We start from the raw sequence: 18,495 nt of genomic DNA, 5'->3' as shown, positions 1-18,495 counted from the left end.
CGCCCTCCAACAAGTGAATTGTCTATGGATGTGTCCTGCTGGTTCTGGCCTCTCTGATGACCAAGTAACGTCCTGCGGTCGTTTGAGATGTAAATGGATGTCAGCATAGTTATCACTTTGGGGATGCGGAAGTGGCCAAGGGAGGCGGCTTTCTTGCCGGCTTCGCAGTTGTTCGTAGGCGAACAGCCTTCATGGAGCCTGGTGAAAATGAGCGAACCTTTGGATCCACGGTCGTTCGATAGGAGGAGACAATGTCTGCTGGAAGGTTCAGGCTGGCAGTCGCTGTGATTGCGGTTCAACTGCTGCAAGGTGTGACAGAGGTTCCTGGCGCGCCTGCTATGCCGCCCAGCATTGACGAGTTGTTTCAACACCTGGGGTATTCTGAGACCGATAAGCAGAGGATTCTCGATGGGCAGATCATCTCTGCGGATGTGGAGCGAAGTCGAGATGATCAACTCCTCGCCGTCGTGGCTCTGCCGAACAAGACGTCCATCTCGGAACTTGCGGCGACATTGCAGAATGGAAGCAACATTCCGCTGAATGCAGCTACTCTGGATTGGGGAGAGGTTACGACGGGAACAAAGGAGGATTTTGCGCGGGTCGTCTATAACGATGCCGAAAAGGAAGAAGTTGATAAGCTTCTGCGCGTGAAAGCAGACGATAGCTTTAACTTTTCAACATCGGAGATAACGTCCATCAGGGAGGTGGCAAAGGATCTCAAGGTAGGCGATCCGAATACGATTGAATTGGTCAATGCTGCCTATCGCGAAACCCTCTTTGAGCGCTATCTGGCGTACAAAGGTCGGGGGCTCGACGGTATGAAGCCCTATGATCACGGGGGTGCCCCTCTCTCTCCGGCCAAGCAGCTACGGACCGTCGAGGCACAGTCCAGGGGCTTTTTGGCAACTTATTTTCCTGGCCTTCGCCAAGCTGTTGAGGAATTCCCGCTAGGTCGGGCCCCAGACATCGTCAGCAAGATTTACTGGGTAAAGCGGGTTGTGGAGGGTCGGCCAGCCTTTATCCTGATCCATCAGGTAATCCAGGTCGGCGAAGACTTTGTGCTGTCTATTCAGCGCCAATTCTATGTAGGTCATACCTACGAATCGCTCCAGGTGATCGATTTGGCACTTCCCGCCGGCGACAGAGTGCTGGTGTTCAGTGTCAACCGTGTATTCACGGAACAGATCGCTGGATTTTTCAGCGGTGTGGCCCGTTTGGTAGGCCAGTCACGCACGAAGGGGACATGACGAGGCACTTTGATCGGGTTCGACAGACGATTGAGGACTGAGAGGCGGGCAGCAGCGACGTGTCGCGCCTTTTCCAAGAGGAGAGCGGCTTGAGATGCCCGGTCGAACTCCACGATTGGTCGCGAACGGTGAGTGCTGGAGTGCTCTGCGGTTCGGGAAGTTTCGCACCGCGCGGGTCTGGACGGGCTTCTGAGCCGGCGCTAGAGCCTTTCGCCGCCTCATTTGCTACCAACAGTATGCGGAGCACGTCTTGGAAATCGATCCCTACAGCCTGTTACTCAGCAGTCCCACGCTCACCGTATTTCTGGTCATCGCGCTCGGCTACCTGATCGGTAAGATCAATATCAAAGGCTTCGAACTGGGTGCGACGGGCGGCGTGTTGCTGATCGCGCTGCTGTTCGGCCACTACGATCTAGCGCCACATCCTTTCTTGGGCACGGTCGGCTTCACGTTGTTCATCTATTTGGTCGGTCTGCAAGCGGGTCCACGCTTTTTCAATGTACTGATGGAAGACGGCGCGCGCTATATCGGGTTGGCGCTGGTGGTCGCCATCTCGGCGTTCATCGCCGCCAAGCTGCTGGCCGCCGGCTTCGGCCTGGACGACGGCTTGGCCGCCGGTATCCTGGCGGGTGCGCTGACCAGCACCCCAACCCTGGTCGGCGCTCAGAGCGTGCTGGAGACCGGCGTCGCCGTCGTACCGCCGGGCGAGTCGGCGGACGTGCTGCTGGAAAGCATCTCGGTCGGCTACGCCATCACCTATGTCTTTGGGATGGTCGGGCTGATCCTGGCGGTCAAGCTGATGCCCATGCTGCTACGTATCGACCTGACGGGCCAGGCCCAGTCTTACGCACGCAAGAAGGGCTATAGCGAAGATAAGAAGACGGCACCGCAGGGCCTGCCGGTGGTGCGCGGCTATCAAGTCAATGAAGGCGGGCGCATCGCCGGTAAAACGCGGCGTCATTTGGAGGCGACGGAAGACCAGCGTGTCACCGCTGTGCGCGTCAAGCGTGGCGAGAAGATCATTGAGCTGAGCATGGACGATACGGTCGAAGCTGGCGACAAGATAGCGATCCTGGCCGCGCCCGAACGGCACGCGGAGATGCGCGACGATCCGGACCTGACCTCGAGTATTTTGGACAAGGACCTGCTCGATACCTACATCACCAGTGCTGAGATCGTGGTCACGCGTAGCGAAGTGGCCGGCCGGTCCTTAAGCGAACTGCGTTTGACACCGGATTTTAACTGCTTCGTTACGCGCATCCAGCGCAGCCAGATCGATCTGCCACTGCGTGATAGCACCGTGCTTCAGCGCGCCGACACGCTGACCGTGGTCGGCGACTCGCAGCAGATCGACAAGCTGGCTGAGTGGCTCGGCGTGATCGAGCGCGACGTGCAGGAACTTGATCTGGTGACCTTCGCCTCGGGCATTGCGCTTGGCCTCCTGATTGGGCTGATCCAGGTCAAGGTCGGCAACATAAGCGTTGGCCTGGGCAGCGCTGGTGGCCTTCTGCTGGCTGGCATCCTGTTCGGCTACTTGCGCTCCCACAACCCGACCTTTGGGCGGGTGCCACCGGCGGCGCGCTACGCCATCATGGAGTTGGGGTTGATGCTCTTCATGGTCAACATCGGACTGCAGGCGGGCGGAGGCGTGCTCGAAGCGCTACTGTCTGTCGGCCCGGTAATAATTCTCTGTGGCATGATCGTCTTGCTGGCGCCGCTGGTGACCGGATTCCTGGTCGGGACCTACGTGCTGAAACTCAACCCGGCGCTATTGCTCGGTGCCCTGACCGGCGCGATGACGTCGACGCCAGCGCTCGGTGTGGTCCAGCAGGCCGCCAAGAGCTCCATGCCCGCGCTGGGCTACGCCGGCACCTACGCCTTCGCCAACGTGCTGCTCACTGTGGCGGGCACTTTGATGATGCTATAGCGGCCTGCAACCTGGATAGGTCTTGGGCTGAATGCGTGTTGCTGCGGTTTGAGTTACAAAGCAGTGATGACAAGAACAACAACCATTGATTTTGTTAGGGAGTTCTTTCAAAAAACAGACTGTAGTCCTTAAACCCTGATTCCGAGAGTTGACCACATCTACGGAATCTCGGGAGAACATATCATCACACCTCGGTACTAAACATCTAGTCTGTGTTTATAAGGCAAGTGAAACTGCACAACGCGGCAATTAAGTTGGAAGCGACCGGGTTTGCAACTGTTGATGGGTTCGAGCCTCTGCCCCCCAATCAGTTTGGAGTTCTAAGCGAATGTCGGTCTCGCAGGTTGCGAGCCTCCGCACCCAAATCATCGAAAGCTAGCCCGCCCGGTCAAAAACCAGCGGGTGTTTTGGTGTTAAAAGCCGGGCCTTCTGTCACCTGAAACTTGCTGGCACAAAGAAAAGACAGCAGGCATAGCCCGGCACAAGCACGGCGAAACCGCGCCGAGACAACGTAGGACGATTAGCTTATTGCTGGTGTGGCCCTGGCGACCGCGACGATAAGTGCCGGTGATCACCATTGAAGGTTCTTCTTTGGTGTCCGTCCGGTCTACCCGCTCTGACGGGTGGGGCCAGAGTTGGGTAGTGTCGATCAGGGATGATGGACACTATCGGAGTCTGGGGTGGTGAAGGGGCGCAAGCGGCGGTTCTGGACGGATGACGAGAAGCGGATGGTCTGGGCCCAGACCCGGGTATCTGGCGTCTCTGTCAACCAGGTTGCACGGCGCTACGACGTGAACCACGTTTTCACCAGGCTGCGGGATCCGCGCTTCGCGCCCTGGGGAGTCGGCTGAAGGATCGCCTGAGGAGTTGGGGCGTTTCTTACCTGCCAAGACCATCGCCCGGCTGAAGGTGGTACTTGACGACGTCGAGCCGTCGGTGGCGCGCCGCCTCGAGATTCCCCTCGGCATCCGCCTGGATCGCCTGCATCTAACTCTGCAGGCGGCGCTCGGCTGGACCGATAGTCATCTATGGGAGATCCGCGCCCGCGATGCGGTCTGGGGTATTCCCGATCCAGGCTGGTCCGACGGCCCCATCAGTGTGCGCAAGGCAACGCTTTGGATGTCATCGAGGATACCGGTGCAAAAACACTCCACTATCCTTACAACTTCGGTGACGGCTGGGAGCATACGGTCAAGCTCCTCGGCATCGACGACGGCGAACCGGGCGCCGCCTATCCCGTGCTGCTCAACGCAAGGGGTGATACCGAGGAGCTTGACCGTATCGAGCGCTTACACTGATCCTAGCGTTGATCGGTGAAGAAGCCATTCCGCTATTTCAGAACATCACCCGAGATCGTTCGTCTCGCTGTGATGATGTATGTCCGTTACCCACCGTCATTGCGGCAGGTTGAAGGTCTGCTTCATGAATGTGGGATCGATATCTGCCACGAGACGGTGTAGTTTTGGTGGAATCGCTTCGGCCCCATTTTTGCGGTCGAGATCAGAAAGCGGTGCATTTGTCGGAGATCATTCTCTTTATGGCGCGCTGTGGATCATGAAGGCGAGATGCTGGCAGTCTTTGTGACCAAGCGCCGAGACCGTATGGCTGCGCTGAAATTCCTGAAACGAACGATGAAGCGTTGTGGTCGACCGAGAGAGATCGTCACTGATCGTCTTGGTTCGTACAAAGCCGCAATGAAAGAGATCGGTAACGCTCCGAGTCAGGAATATACCTGCTATCTCAATAACCGTGCCGAAAACTCGGACCAGCTGTTCCGACGACGAGAAAAAGCAATCGCAAAAGTTCGAGGTATGAAGGCCCTTCAGAAATTCGCCCCGGTCCAGGCGTCACTCTTAAACCACTTTAATCACGGCTGTCACCTATACAGCCGCGAGATGTTCAAACCGAGATGTGAAGCTGCACTGCTTGAGTGGCGGAAACTGGGTGTCTGAGATTGCGAACTTTCAAATTGTTGGATGTCAGTTCTTTTGACGTGCTCTTTTCGCGCAGCACTCCGGTCATTTTTGCCTTTAGCGGTTGGTTTGGTTCAATGCCCGGTTCACCGCGCGTGCGATCACACGTTCTTCGTCTGTTGGGACGACCAGAATACGGGTCGGCCCGGTGCCGATGTCGCGCGGATCGCCATGGGTCGAAGACGGGTTGATCCGTAAGCCAAGATAATCTAACCCATCAACGATACGGCGCCGAATGCCGTCCGCGTTTTCACCGATGCCGCCACAAAACACCAATCCGTCGATGCCACCCAGCACAGCCGATAAGGCCCCGATCTCCCGGCGGGCACGGAAGACATAGTAATCAATGGCCTGCGCCGCTTCGGGTTGGTCAGAGGCCAGCAATTCCCGCATATCGCCTGAAATATCAGACAACCCCAAAAGCCCGCTTTGCTTGTAGAGAAGCTGAAAAACATCATGCGGCGTCATCCTTTTTTGCTCGATCAGATAAAGCACCACGCCCGGGTCAATCTGCCCGCAGCGGGTGCCCATCGGCAGCCCGTCCAGCGCCGAGAACCCCATGGTCGACCCGACGCTCTTGCCGTCCCGGATCGCACACATCGAGGCTCCATTGCCCAGATGGGCGATGATCACCCGGCCTTTTTGCAAATCGGGGAACTCGGTTGCGATCACCCCGGTTACGTATTCGTAACTTAACCCATGAAAGCCGTAGCGGCGGATGCCCTCGGTATAAAGTGCGCGTGGTAGGGCGAAGGCGTCGTTGACCCATGGGTGTCCACGGTGAAAGGCAGTGTCGAAACAGGCGACCTGAATCGCATCTGGAAAGGCGAGATGCGCGGCGGAGATCCCGGCCAGATTGTGCGGTTGGTGCAACGGTGCGAGCGGAATGAAGGAGGCCAGTGCGTCTTGCACTTCTGGGGTCAAAACGATGGGGGTCGCATAATCCGGGCCACCGTGCACAACACGGTGCCCGACGCCTGTGATTTCAAGACCGAACATATGTGGCGCAAGAGCGCGCATTACTTCTGCTAAAGCACTTGCTTGTGTTTCTGCGCTGATTTCGGTCTGCGAAGCGTTGTTACCGACCCTCAGGATCAGCTGCGCTGTATTGCCAACGCCCGCAACCTGGCCATCGGCGAGCAAGTCAGGCTCAGGTGCGGCGCGGTAAAGCCCAAATTTCAGAGAAGACGAGCCAGCATTTAGTGTGAGAAGGCTACTCAAACGCGGCGAGCCTCGGCATAAAGGGTCGCAATCGCCGCAGAGGCGGTTCGTGTTTTATCGCCGTCAGCACGGCTGGTGAGAATGATGGGGACCTGCGCGCCCAAAACGATGCCCGCCGCCTCAGCGCCGGCAAGATACATTAGTTGCTTTGCAATCATATTGCCCGCTTCAAGGTCAGGGGCGACCAGGATATCGGCCTGGCCCGCGACGTCAGACTTGATACCCTTGGACGCCACAGCGGCCATGGAAACCGCGTTGTCAAAGGCCAAGGGGCCATCTAGCACTCCACCCGCGATCTGGCCTCTATCGGCCATTTTGCACAGCGCTCCGGCTTCGACCGTTGATTGCAGACGCGGAGTGATGGTTTCGACCGCTGACAACAGCGCTACCTTCGGTGTCTCAATACCAACGGCGCGCGCCAGATCAATGGCGTTCTGGACGATATCGGCCTTTGTGCTCAAATCCGGCGCGATATTGATAGCGGCATCCGTCATGATCAGCGTTTTGGGATAGGTGGGCACGTCCATCACATAAACATGGCTCATTCGGCGTTCTGTGCGAAGACCACCTTGTTTTGGCACCACGGCTGCCATTAATTCATCCGTATGCAAGGCGCCCTTCATCAGTGCCTTCGCCTGTTTATCGCGCACCAGTTTCACGGCCTCCTCGGCCGAGGCATGGCTGTGTGGTGTGTCGACCACCCGCAGACCCGCAAGATCGAGCCCGGCCCGTTCGGCCACGGCCTTAATCCGAGCCTCGGGGCCCACCAGTATAGGCACCATCAGGCCAAGCTCATGCGCATTTATTGCCGCTTCAAGCGAGATGTCATTGCAGGGATGCACAACGGCCACCGGCAGCGCGGGATGGGTCTGGGCGCGGGCCAGTAACTGGCCATGGATTGCGCCATGCTTGTGCAGGACAAGATCGGGCATCGTGATCCGGGGCCTGCGGACTTTCTTGTTCGGCGCGATTACATGGGCTTGCCCCGCAATCACCGGTTTGCCGTCGCCATTGCTACACAGGCAATCGAGCGTTAGGCGCTTCTTCTCGGGATCCCGTTTTGTCACCGTCACGCGCACGGTCACGGTATCCCCGATGCCCACCGGCTTGAGGAACTTCAGTGATTGTTCCAAATAGATCGTCCCCGGCCCGGGCAACTGCGTTCCAAGCACGTTCGAGATCAGCGCGCCGCCCCACATGCCATGAGCAATCACCTTGTGAAAGATGTCCCCTTCGGCAAATTCCGCATCCACATGCGCGGGATTCACATCACCCGAAACGACCGCAAACGCATCGATATCCTGTGCCGTGATGGTCCGAACAAGTTCGGCAAAATCACCTACCTTGATCTCGTCAAAAGGACGGTTTTCGATGAACCCCATCTGCGTGTCATGTTCAGATAACATGATGGCCCCCATCAATATAGGCCGTGTTGCCGCTGACGGAGCGGGCAAAGTCGGACACAAGGCAGGCCGCCATCGACCCGACCTCGGCAATCGTTGTCAGTCGATGCAGGGGTGCGCGTGTCTTTGCGTCTTCAATCAGCGCATCGAAATGGTCGATGCCCGAAGCCGCGCGTGTCTCAAGTGGCCCCGGCGACAACGCATTTACGCGGATATTCCTGGGACCCAGGTCAACGGATAGATAGCGCGTGGTTGCCTCAAGTGCGGCCTTGACAGGGCCCATGATGTTGTAGTGATCAACCACTTTATCGGCGCCGTGATAGGATACTGTCAGGATTGTACCGCCCGCCACCATGAGCGGTTCAGCGCGTTTAGCCAGCCGGATCAGCGAATGAACCGAGATATCCATCGCCAGTCCAAAGCCTTCCTGCGAACAATCGACCACTCGGCCATGCAGGTCCTCGCGTGGGCAAAACGCGATAGAATGAAGCAGAAAATCCAGCTGGCCCCATTTTTCCTCGATTGCCGCAAAAACCTGATCCGTTTGGACGAGGTCCGTCACATCAAGCGGCAGAAACAGCCCGGCACCGACCGCTTCGGCAACAGGTTTGACGAACTTGCGGGACTTTTCTGACTGATAGGTGATGCAAAGCTCGGCACCCGAGGCACGAAACACCTGCGCGCATCCTGCTGCGATGGAGTGTTCATTGGCAATACCCACGACCAGCCCCTTTTTGCCTTTCAAGAACTCAGAATTGGGAATCATGGTCTACTCCATCATGACGTAGGTGCCGGGGGCGTCAGCCAGTTTGCGGCCCATTTTAGGTGGCGCGCCCTTGGGGCCAGAATGCCTTGAAAGCCAGGCGGCCCAGGAGGGCCACCAACTGCCTTCTTCCAGTGCTGCCGTTTCCAACCAGTCCTCCGGCGACAGGGCGTTGTCCTGATCGCGTGTTGTATGGACGCGGAAATGGCGATGCTTGTGGCCGGGCTCGGACAGAACGCCCGCGTTATGGCCACCGTTTGTCAGGACAAAGGTTACATCGGCATGTCCCAACGAGTGCACCTTGAAGACCGATTTCCACGGGGCAATGTGATCTGTCTCGGTCCCAACGCCAAAAACAGGGATACGGATATCTCGCAGTGACACTGCATGACCGCCCACCTGATAACGACCGGCCGCCAAGTCGTTGTTCAGGAACATATGCCGCAAATACTCTGAATGCATCCGCGCAGGCATGCGCGTGCCGTCGGCATTCCAGGCCATCAGATCGTTCATAGGTGTGTCATTTTCACTCAGTAGGTAGCTGCGCACCACCCGCGACCAGATCAGATCGTTCGACCGCAACATCTGAAACGCACCCATCATCTGATTAGCCTCTAGATAGCCCTGTGCGTCCATGAGATCCTCAAGAAAGGATACCTGGCTTTCATTGATAAACAGGCTCAATTCGCCGGGCTCCGTGAAATCGGTTTGGGCTGCAAAAAGCGTCATACTGGCCAACCGCTCATCACCGTCACGGGCCAAGGCGGCTGCCGCGATCGAAAGAAGCGTACCGCCGAGGCAATAGCCGGCGCTGTGGATTTGCTCGGCCCCCGTTACGGTGGTGATGTAATCGACCGCCGCCAAGAGGCCCTGTGTGAGATAATCGTCCATCCCCAACGTTGCATCCTCTGGATCCGGGTTGCGCCATGAGATCATGAAGACGGTAAAGCCCTGCGACGTCAGATAACGCACCAGCGAGTTGTCCGGACTCAAATCAAGGATGTAGTATTTCATGATCCATGCCGGTGCGATCAGGATCGGTTCGGGATGTACCTTGCCTGTTTTGGGCGCGTATTGGATCAGCTCGATCAAATGATTGCGAAATACGACCTTGCCCAGTGTGCACGCCACATCCAGACCCAGCTGCTGTGTTCGCGCAGGTGTCGCGCCTTTCCACCCCGCTTGGTAGTCGTTCAAGAACGCGGCAATGCCCTTTTGCAAATTTGCACCATGCGTCTCGACGGTTCGCACCAGTGCTTCGGGGTTCGTGGCGAGAAAGTTGGACGGTGCCATAGCATCAAGCATTTGACGCATCAGAAAGGTCATCGCCCTGTCATGTGCCGGATCAAGCCCTGGAACCTCTGATGTGGCCTTGTCGAAAAAGTCTTCCAACAGCAAGAAGCCCTGCGCCATCGCAGCATACGGTGGCTTGGTCCACGCCGCATTTTGAAAACGCCGGTCGCCCTTTTGCGCCGCAATGGGATGCTGGTCCGGGCTTTCGGGACACCCTCTTGCAACAAATCCCAGCCAGGCGACCCAATGAGCATACGACGTCTGTGCCAGGGTGATCTGCAAATCTGGTGCACTGGCCAGATGCAGCGCCCAGTCGTTGATCATCGTCAGCGTGGATGCCGGAGAGCTTCCGCCTGTTATCGACGCTAAATGCCGACGCAAAGGGCGGTCGGCTTTGCGGGTCACCGAAGCACTTTGTGACGCGTGACCGGCGACTTCAGTTGCGTTTGGATCCTTCATTAGACTGCTTCCATTTCTTTTGTGCTTAACCAGCACGGTAATGCCGTAATGCGACAACAAAACAACAATCGTGAGACACTTGCATGGACACTAGGGTGGACCAGAACAATCGACGACGTGGGATCGTTCGTGCCCATTGTCAATGTCGACTTAAAAATAGCTAGAAGTGCCGGAGTAAATTCACCCAGTTTTTGGGTTTGGTTCAGTGTGGTTTGGCTTTATCTGTTTTTGCAGGTCTCCCTCGCTTTGGGTGGTGGCGGCGGTGTGATAGATGCGTTTGCTCGGCACTGTCAGATTAAAAGTGACAAGCTCCCCGAAATGTCCACATTCATAAGTTAGCTCTGTTCCGGTTATGGTCCGCTTCGAATCGGGTTGCGAACTGGATCGGGGTGAGCCCGTTGAGGCTCAGGTGCGGTCTGTGGGTGTTGTAGCCGTTCCTCCAGGTATTGATGACCCTGCGGGCATGGCCGTAGCTGGTCAACAGGTGCTCATTAAGGCACTCGTCGCGCAGCCGGCCTATGAAAGATTCGACGAACCTGTTCTGCATGGGTTTCCAGGGGCGATGTAGTGCCAATCGACGTGAACATCCTGCTGCCACTTCAGTATGGCGTTGGAGGTCAACTCGGTGCCGTTGTCGGAGACAATGGTGTCTGGGCGTCCGCGTAGACTGCAGAGCCGATCCAGCTTCCTGGCCACGAGAACACCAGAGAGCGAGTTATCCACCATAGTGGCCAGGCACTCGCGGGTGAAGGCATCGATCACGCAGAGGATGCGGAACCGCCGGCTGTCCAACAGCGCATCGGAGGCGAAGTCCGGACTCCAGCGGCGATTGGCGACCTGCGGGACCACCATCGGGGCTCGACTGCCCAGGGTCCGCTTGCACCCGCCGCGCTTGCGCACAGTGAGGCGCTCCGCCTTGTAGAACCGGCAGACCTTTTTCCTGTTGATATGGAAGCCCTCGCACCGCAGCAGGATGTACAGACGGTGGTAGCCGAAACGGCGACGCTCAGAGGCCAGTTCGCGCGAGCGCGGGTGGACAACAGCATCGTCCGGCCGCCTGATGCTCCTTCAGGACGCCGATAATCTATTCTTCGGAAAACCTGCTGCGCCTCATCGTCTGTCTCCTTCTTCGAGGAACAGGCTAACCCAAAAGCGAGGAGTCGGGTCGATCAGCTTGAAGAGGTTTCAAGCCAGGCACAGGCCATTGCGACGGAGGCACAGAGCACCGCCGGCGCACGGAGAGACAAAGCAAGCCCAAGTTACCGCAGCCGATTGCGCCGCGTCGTGACGATGGAAAGGTCACGTTGATATCACAAAATAATCGACGGTTCTTCGAATTGTAGAGTTGCAATTTGAGCGAACCCTTGCGATTTCATGACTCTATGACAGGGGAAACGTGAAGCTATGAAACTGAAGTTTCCAAGTGCCTACACCATCTTGTTCGGTTTGATCATCGCGGTGGCTGTTGCCACCTGGTTTGTCCAGGCCGGTCAATATGACCGGGAAATGAACGAGACACTGGGGAAGGAAGTTCCGATACCCGGCACCTATAAGGAGGTTGATCCCAATCCTCAGGGCTTTGCCGACGTGGTACTCGCGCCGATTGCCGGTTTCTTTGATCCGGGGAGTTACGAGGCGCGGGCAATCGATGTTGCACTCTTTGTACTGATCATCGGCGGCTTCCTGGGTGTCGTGACCAAAACAGACGCCATCGATGCCGGTATCGAGCGGACCATGACAGGCATGAGGGGCCGGGAGAAGTGGATGATTCCGATCCTTATGGCGCTCTTCGCTGCCGGTGGGACGATCTACGGCATGGCCGAGGAAACTCTGGCGTTCTATGGCCTGATTATTCCGGTGATGATCGCCGCAAGGTACGACGCGGTGACCGGGGATGCCATTATTATGCTGGGAGCTGGCGTTGGCGCCCTGGGTTCGACCATCAATCCCTTTGCCACAGTGATCGCGGCCAACGCGGCAGGTGTGCCCATTACCGACGGCATCCTCCATCGTCGCGGACCGGCGGGAATCCAACGAAGCGCACTTCCTGAAAGGTCGCGAGGTTGTTGCAGACAGCCACCTGTTGGATTTCACTTTGCCCCGCAAGACCGTGTTGCTGGTCTTCGTCCTCGCTTTCGCGGTCATGATCTGGGGTGTCTCGTCCGGTGGCTGGTGGATGGCCGAGATATCCGGTATCTTCATCGTGGCCTCGATCCTGGTCGGTGTGGTCACTTGCATGAGCGAGGAGGACTTCACCAATACCTTTTCGACGGCGCCCGCGAACTGCTGGGCGTTGCCCCTGTGATCGGCATTGCCCGCGGCATCATCAGGTCAACAGCGCACTGATGGTGGCGACCAGCAAGGGCTCGACCCGTTTCATGCATTGTCTGCCGGCCTTTCATAATCGCGAAACCAAGGTCGGTCAGGAGATCTTTGAGAAACATGGCATTGCCGAGATGGAAGTCACCGAGGAGGTTTTCGAATCTCCCGCCGGCGTGCAGTTCGAACAGGCGGAAAACCGCATGCACACTATCAAGGCCGTCCTGGTCTCAACGATCGGAGCTTGAGCCATGCGGATCGTCATCGCTCTTGGGGGCAATGCTCTTCTCCGCCGCGGTCAGGCCATGACCGCGGAGAACCAGAGAGAGAATGTGCGGGTCGCTGCTGGAGCCATGGTACCGATCGCGGCGCAGCACCAGTTCGTTGTGTCACATGGCAATGGTCCGCAGGTCGGCCTGCTCGCCCTGCAGGGGGCGGCCTACAAACCGGGGGAGGTCTATCCGCTGGATGTCCTGGAGGCCGAAACCGAAGGCATGATCGGCTACATGATCGAGCAGGAGATGGGCAACCTGTTACCGGTCGAGGTACCCTTTGCGACCATCCTGACAATGATCGAGGTCGATCAGACGGATCCAGCCTTCGCCGACCCGACCAAGTTTATCGGCCCGGTCTACGAGGAAGCGGAAGCCCGGCGCCTGGCGTCTGAAAAGAACTGGTCTATCGAGCCGAACGGCGACAAGTGGCGCCGCGTCGTCGCCTCGCCAATGCCCAAGCGGATCTTCGAAATCCGCCCGATCCGCTGGTTACTGGAGCGCAACACCATCGTCATCTGCGCCGGTGGGGGCGGCATCCCGACGGTCTATGATGAAAACCGTAGGCTGCAGGGCATCGTCGACGGAACGGCCGGGACGACCGTGAGTGGCGTCGTAACCGGTCTTGAATGGCATTAGAATCCTGGAGGGATAGCGATGCTTCGTGATCTGGTCCGCTACTCGCGCATCCTCGAGATCGTCGGCGACATTCTGAAAGTCCGGGTGCCTGAAAATGGCGATAACAAGACCGGCAGGAGCAAAGCGAGCGTTGTCCGCCTGGGTGATCTTGCTCGGCTGGAGGATGCGGAGGGCGAGACGTCGCTGGCCCAGGTCATAGGCATCGACCGGGACGTGGTCTCTCTGCAAATCTTCACGGGAACCAAGGGCGTCTCTACCAACGCCACGGTCAAGTTCCTCGGCCATCCCATGCAGGCGACCTACTCAGCGAACATCCTGGGGCGGGTGTTCGACGGAACCGGCGCGCCCATCGATGGCGGTCCCGATCTCTCCATGGATCCTAAGGTCGATATCGGCGGGCCGTCGGTCAATCCCTGCGAGCGCATCGTCCCGAAAAAGTTGATCCGCACGGACGTGCCGATGATCGACGTTTTCAATTGTCTAGTCGAGAGTCAGAAGATTCCGATCTTTTCGGTTTCCGGCGAACCCTTCAACCCCTTCCTGGCCCGCATCGGTATTCAGGCGGATGCGGATATCGTTGTCTTCGGGGGGCTGGGGCTGATCTTCGACGACTACCATACCTTCCGCAAAACCTTCGAGGACGCGGGCGTGTTCTCCCGCACCGTTATGTTCATCAATCAGGCTTCGGACCCGATCGTCGAACGGCTGCCGGTACCCGATATGGCGCTGGCCGTGGCCGAGCGCTTCGCGGTGGAGGAGGGCAAACGCGTCCTGGTGCTGCTGACTGACATGACCGCTTATGCGGATGCCCTGAAAGAGGTCGGCATCTCCATGGAGCGCGTGCCCTCGAACCGTGGCTACATGGGCGATCTCTATTCCCAGCTCGCCCGCCGTTACGAGAAGGCCTGCGACTTCGCCAAGGGCGGGTCGGTGACTATCCTGACAGTGACCACCATGCCGGGGAACGACATTACCCATCCGGTGCCCGACAACACCGGCTACATCACCGAGGGGCAGTTCTATCTGCATGACGGCGTCATCGATCCCTTCGGCTCGCTGTCGCGGCTGAAGCAGAACGTGATCGGCAAGGTAACCCGTGAAGATCACGGTCAGATCATGAACACCATGATTCGTTTCTATTCCGGCGCCCGTGACGCTCAGCAGAAGCAGGCCATGGCCTTCGACCTATCCGATTTCGACCGGCAGCTTTTGAAGTTCGGAAACCTCTTTCGCGGCCGCTTCATGGATATCGAACTCACTCTGCCCTTGGAGGAGGCTTTGGATCTCGGCTGGCAGACTCTTGCCGAGTGTTTTCGGCCCGAGCAGTTGCTCATGAAACAGGAATTGATCGACAAGTACTATCCGAAGGAGTTGGCGTTGCCACGAGTTGATACTGCGAAGCTAGCCGAAGCAGAGGAGGCATAACATGGCAAAGCTGCAGCTCAATAAATCCTCGCTGGCCCGTGAGTCGCAAAGTCTGCGCAATTACGAGCGTTTCCTGCCGTCGCTCGATCTCAAGCGTCAGCAGCTGATGGCGGAACGGGCAAAGGCGGTCCGGGCTCTTTCGCAAACGCGCGGGCAGATCGGGACGCTAACCAGGCAGGTGGGTCGTTCTCTGCCCATGCTCTCCAATCAAGATGTCGATCTGACCGGCCTGGTGCGCATCTCTGACGTGCGTTTGGCGACGGAGAACCTCGTGGGCACGCATCTTCCGAGACTTGAGGCGGTCGAAGTCGAAGTGAAATCCTATGCTCTGCTGGCCAAGCCGCATTGGGTCGACAATGTGGTGGCTGCTCTGCGCGAAGTCCTGGAACTGCGAGTCCGTGTGCAGGTTGATGAGCGGCGGTTGGTCCTTCTCGACGGAGCCGTAAAGACGATTACGCAGCGCGTGAACCTTTTCGACAAGGTTCTGATCCCGAATGCCAGAGCGAACATCAAGCGCATCAAGGTTTTCCTTTCGGACGAGGAGATGGCGGCGGTGGTCCGTTCCAAGATCGCTAAGCGCAAGCATTCAGCGGAGGGAACGGTATGACCATTCTGCGGCTCAAAAAGATCACGCTCTGCGGCCTGCTCAGGGAAAAGCGTGGCTTGCTCGAAGGGTTGCAGGATCTCGGGTGCATGCACCTTCTGCCACTGCGTCCGCGTCCCGCCGAGGTGGAGAAGGTCGCCTCGCCGCGGGCTGAGGCGGCTTTCAAGGCTCTGCGTTTTCTCTCCGACATGCCGCAGAAACGAAGGCAGGTACTCCGTGATCCCAGGTTTGATGTCGGAAGCCTCATCACGGACGCACTCGCGTTGAAGCAAGGACTGCGCGACGCCACCGATCGCCGGGATTTTCTGGAGCACCGCATCGCAGCCGTCGAACCCTGGGGTGACCTCGTCTTTCCGCCTCATGAGGCGCTTGTTGGCTACCGGCTATGGTTTTATGTCCTGCCGTTAGCGCTGCTGAGCACACTCGATTCCGTTGAACTGCCTTGGCAGATTCTGCGCAAGGATCACCGCTTCGTTTACCTCGTTGTCATTGCAAAGGAGGAACCACCAGGCGATCTGCTGCCCGTTCCGCGCACTCACACCGGCGCATTGCCGCTGGGCGAGCTCAAGGCCCAGCTTGAGGATACAGAAATCGAGCTGGAGGATCTGGTCGCGCAGCGCCAGGCCCTGACGCGCTACATCTATCTGCTCAGCGTCAATCTGGCGGAGGCCGAGAACCAGGCATCATTGAGCTATGCCGAACAGCAGACGCGCGATGGCGATTCGCTCGTTGCGGTTCAGGGCTGGGTGCCTGTCGACTCCCTTGCCACGGTCGAGGCCTACGTCAGGGAGGCAGGATTGGCGTGTCTGATTGAGGAACCCGGTGCCCAAGACGATCCGCCGACCCTGATTGAGCAGCCGGACGAACTCGCGGCCGGCGCCGATCTGGCGGTTTTCTATCAGGTGCCGGGCTATCGCAGTTGGGATCCAACTCTGTTGCTTGTCGCGTTTTTCTCCCTCTTCTTTGCCATGATCCTAGCCGATGCCGGGTACGGTGCGGTGCTGATGGCCGGGCTTTTGCTCTTCTGGCGGCGGCTCGGGCGCAGTCGGACAAGCAGGTCCTATCGGACTCTCGGTCTGTCGCTCTTCGGCTGCACTATCCTTTATGGTGTGATCGTCGGCAGTTATTTCGGCGTGACGCCGCCGCCAGATTCCTTACCCGGAACACTTCATGTACTCAGCGTGAACGACTTTGACAGCATGATGAAGTTGTCCATCGTGGTCGGTGTGCTTCATATCGTCTTTGCAAATGCCATGGCGGCTTATGTCCGGTGCAGGAGTCTGGTCGCCCTTTCCAAACTGGGCTGGATCACCGGGATCTTCGGCGGCCTGGCTTTCTGGTTGGCCGGCACGGACGCTTCCTGGACTCTTGCTGGCCAGGCGCTGATCGGCATTGGTCTGCTCGCCGTCCTGCTGTTCAGCAGTGAGCGCCCGGTCCGTAAGCCGAGTGATTATCTCTGGCGCCTGGCCGACGGAATGAAGAGCCTCACCGGCGTGATGGGGGCTTTCGGCGATGTGCTGAGTTACATGCGCCTCTTTGCGCTTGGCCTGGCCAGTGCGTCCTTGGCCGTAACTTTCAACGACCTGGCCACATCCGTTCATCAGGCCTCGCCGGGTATCGGTCTTCTCGCCGCCATACTTATCCTTGCAATCGGCCACAGTCTTAATCTTGGCCTATCGCTGATGAGTGGCGTGGTCCACGGCCTAAGGCTGAACTTTATCGAGTTTTACAAATGGGGCTTGCCGGAAGAGGGGACAGCTTTCCGCAGGTTCGCCCGAAAGGAGGTGCAACCGTGAACGAACTCGTCCTTGCGTTGGGTTGGAGCGGGATCTATTCGCCGATGGCAATCGGCACGGTCGCCGGCGCGATCGGCTGTTCCATTGCCGGGCAGGCGGGCATTGGTGCCATGCTCGAGACCGAGGGCGGCTACGGCCGCTACATCGGCATCTCGGCCTTTCCTTCGAGTTTTGTGATCTATGGCATCGTGATCATGTTCACCCTGAACCGCGAGGTGACACCGGAAAATGCGGGCGGACTTTTCGGGGTCGGCTTCTTTGCGGGTATCGCGCTGCTCTACTGCGGCATCTGGCAGGGCCGGGCCTGCGCCGCCGCGATCAACGCCGCCAAGGAAAAGCCTGAAATCTTTGGGCTGTCTTTGGCGCCGGCAGTGATCATTGAAGGCTTTGGAGTCTTCGCCTTCGTCTTTGCGCTGGTGGTCAGCGCCGGTATTCCGGGAGCAGCATGATGGCGAACAAAGCGCTCCAGGATCAGGCTATGTCGAGCGGTGTCGACGCACTTATCAGCAGGTTGCGTGAAGAAGGCGTAGCGGCGGGGCGGGCGGAGGCCGCGCAGATCCTGGGGGACGCGAAGGCCGAGGCGAAATTCCTTCTGGATAAGGCAAGGGCCGATGCACAGGTGCAGCGGGAGACCGCGCGTAAGAAGGCGGAGGCATACCGTAAAGCCGGAGAAGAAGCGCTCAAGACCGCGATGCGCGACACGGTGCTAGATATGAAAGCCGTCCTGATGAAGCGCTTCAGCGCCGACGTGCAACGCCTTGTCACCCGGCAGCTTGAGAGCCCCGCGCTGCTTGAGCGAATGATTTTGGACGTGGCAGGCCGGGTGCGCGATGAGATCGCCGGGCAGGAGGATGAACCACTTGAGATTCTGCTGCCGGAAAGCATTGTGGGTCTCGAAGAGCTGCGCAACGATCCGCAGGAGTTGGATAAGGGCCAGCTGACGCAATTCGTCCTGAGCCTGACCGGTGAGATGCTGCGGGAAGGGGTGACTTTCGGTCCGTCGGATGACACCGGCTCGGGCATTACAGTGCGGATGAAAGACCAGGATGTTACGCTTGATCTGACGGATCAGGCCGTTGCCGCCCTAATCCTTCAGCACCTCCAGCCCCGTTTTCGGGCGGTATTGGAAGGGATCGTGAAGTGAATGGATGCGG

The 18,495-nt window shown here is 58.2% G+C and carries 17 protein-coding genes and 2 pseudogenes; 14 read left to right on the top strand and 5 right to left on the bottom strand.

Going from position 1 to position 18,495, the window contains the following annotated elements:
* Nucleotides 1-251: 251 nt before the first annotated feature.
* From HBA54_RS22455 to HBA54_RS28780, 6 genes and pseudogenes are all read left to right on the top strand, one after another.
* Nucleotides 252-1,247 (top strand): hypothetical protein, encoded by a 996-nt coding sequence (locus HBA54_RS22455; RefSeq protein WP_167228908.1) that lies wholly within the window; start codon nt 252-254, stop codon nt 1,245-1,247.
* A gap of 250 nt (nt 1,248-1,497) precedes the next feature.
* The gene (locus HBA54_RS22450; protein WP_167228906.1) at nt 1,498-3,174 is read left to right on the top strand and encodes an aspartate:alanine exchanger family transporter; all 1,677 of its coding nucleotides are present in this window, start codon (nt 1,498-1,500) and stop codon (nt 3,172-3,174) included.
* 683 nt (nt 3,175-3,857) lie between these two features.
* Nucleotides 3,858-4,025: a hypothetical protein gene (locus tag HBA54_RS22445; protein WP_167228904.1), complete on the top strand. Its 168-nt coding sequence runs from the start codon at nt 3,858-3,860 to the stop codon at nt 4,023-4,025.
* A gap of 103 nt (nt 4,026-4,128) precedes the next feature.
* Nucleotides 4,129-4,209, top strand: a pseudogene (locus HBA54_RS29745) (plasmid pRiA4b ORF-3 family protein); the annotation flags it as partial.
* A gap of 80 nt (nt 4,210-4,289) precedes the next feature.
* Complete coding sequence (locus HBA54_RS29480; protein ID WP_205944840.1) at nt 4,290-4,472, top strand: IS1096 element passenger TnpR family protein; 183 nt, start codon at nt 4,290-4,292, stop codon at nt 4,470-4,472.
* A gap of 186 nt (nt 4,473-4,658) precedes the next feature.
* Nucleotides 4,659-5,126 carry a DDE-type integrase/transposase/recombinase gene (locus HBA54_RS28780; RefSeq protein WP_437126242.1) on the top strand — a complete coding sequence of 156 codons (468 nt, stop codon included), beginning with the start codon at nt 4,659-4,661 and terminating at the stop codon, nt 5,124-5,126.
* Nucleotides 5,127-5,204: 78 nt separating this feature from the next.
* Here HBA54_RS28780 and HBA54_RS22430 read toward each other — a convergent pair whose 3' ends face one another.
* The 5 genes and pseudogenes from HBA54_RS22430 to HBA54_RS29240 form a co-directional block, all read right to left on the bottom strand.
* Nucleotides 5,205-6,368 carry an acetate/propionate family kinase gene (locus HBA54_RS22430; protein ID WP_167228902.1) on the bottom strand — a complete coding sequence of 388 codons (1,164 nt, stop codon included), beginning with the start codon at nt 6,366-6,368 and terminating at the stop codon, nt 5,205-5,207.
* Entirely contained in the window at nt 6,365-7,774 is a 1,410-nt protein-coding gene (locus tag HBA54_RS22425; RefSeq protein WP_240932832.1) for a bifunctional enoyl-CoA hydratase/phosphate acetyltransferase, read from the bottom strand. The genes HBA54_RS22430 and HBA54_RS22425 overlap by 4 nt, the downstream gene beginning before the upstream one ends.
* Complete coding sequence (gene fabI, locus HBA54_RS22420) at nt 7,764-8,537, bottom strand: enoyl-ACP reductase FabI (protein WP_167228900.1); 774 nt, start codon at nt 8,535-8,537, stop codon at nt 7,764-7,766. The genes HBA54_RS22425 and fabI overlap by 11 nt, the downstream gene beginning before the upstream one ends.
* A gap of 3 nt (nt 8,538-8,540) precedes the next feature.
* Complete coding sequence (locus HBA54_RS22415) at nt 8,541-10,286, bottom strand: PHA/PHB synthase family protein (RefSeq protein WP_167228898.1); 1,746 nt, start codon at nt 10,284-10,286, stop codon at nt 8,541-8,543.
* Between the two features lie 328 nt (nt 10,287-10,614).
* A pseudogene (locus HBA54_RS29240) lies at nt 10,615-11,342 on the bottom strand (IS3 family transposase); the annotation flags it as partial.
* Between the two features lie 348 nt (nt 11,343-11,690).
* Between HBA54_RS29240 and HBA54_RS22400 the strand changes: the two are divergent.
* The 8 genes from HBA54_RS22400 to HBA54_RS22365 are packed head-to-tail and all read left to right on the top strand — an operon-like array spanning nt 11,691 to nt 18,485.
* Nucleotides 11,691-12,632, top strand: a complete 942-nt coding sequence (locus HBA54_RS22400; RefSeq protein WP_205944838.1) for a YfcC family protein — start codon at nt 11,691-11,693, stop codon at nt 12,630-12,632.
* Nucleotides 12,632-12,853: a Rossmann-fold NAD(P)-binding domain-containing protein gene (locus tag HBA54_RS22395; protein ID WP_167228892.1), complete on the top strand. Its 222-nt coding sequence runs from the start codon at nt 12,632-12,634 to the stop codon at nt 12,851-12,853. The genes HBA54_RS22400 and HBA54_RS22395 overlap by 1 nt, the downstream gene beginning before the upstream one ends.
* Before the next feature lie 3 nt (nt 12,854-12,856).
* Entirely contained in the window at nt 12,857-13,516 is a 660-nt protein-coding gene (locus HBA54_RS22390; protein WP_167228890.1) for an amino acid kinase family protein, read from the top strand.
* A gap of 18 nt (nt 13,517-13,534) precedes the next feature.
* Entirely contained in the window at nt 13,535-14,941 is a 1,407-nt protein-coding gene (locus tag HBA54_RS22385) for a V-type ATP synthase subunit B (protein ID WP_167228888.1), read from the top strand.
* Between the two features lies 1 nt (nt 14,942).
* Nucleotides 14,943-15,548 (top strand): V-type ATP synthase subunit D, encoded by a 606-nt coding sequence (locus HBA54_RS22380; RefSeq protein ID WP_167228886.1) that lies wholly within the window; start codon nt 14,943-14,945, stop codon nt 15,546-15,548.
* The gene (locus tag HBA54_RS22375) at nt 15,545-17,341 is read left to right on the top strand and encodes a V-type ATP synthase subunit I (protein WP_167228884.1); all 1,797 of its coding nucleotides are present in this window, start codon (nt 15,545-15,547) and stop codon (nt 17,339-17,341) included. Before HBA54_RS22380 ends, HBA54_RS22375 begins: the two co-directional genes overlap by 4 nt.
* Complete coding sequence (locus tag HBA54_RS22370) at nt 17,338-17,790, top strand: ATP synthase subunit C (protein WP_167228882.1); 453 nt, start codon at nt 17,338-17,340, stop codon at nt 17,788-17,790. The genes HBA54_RS22375 and HBA54_RS22370 overlap by 4 nt, the downstream gene beginning before the upstream one ends.
* Entirely contained in the window at nt 17,787-18,485 is a 699-nt protein-coding gene (locus HBA54_RS22365; RefSeq protein WP_205944837.1) for a hypothetical protein, read from the top strand. Before HBA54_RS22370 ends, HBA54_RS22365 begins: the two co-directional genes overlap by 4 nt.
* Nucleotides 18,486-18,495: the final 10 nt, after the last annotated feature.

It is taken from the genome of Pelagibius litoralis, assembly GCF_011683915.1.
GTDB lineage: Bacteria > Pseudomonadota > Alphaproteobacteria > Kiloniellales > Kiloniellaceae > Pelagibius > Pelagibius litoralis.
Note: the sequence above shows the minus strand (reverse complement) of the source record. Positions and strands in the feature narration are given on the sequence as shown.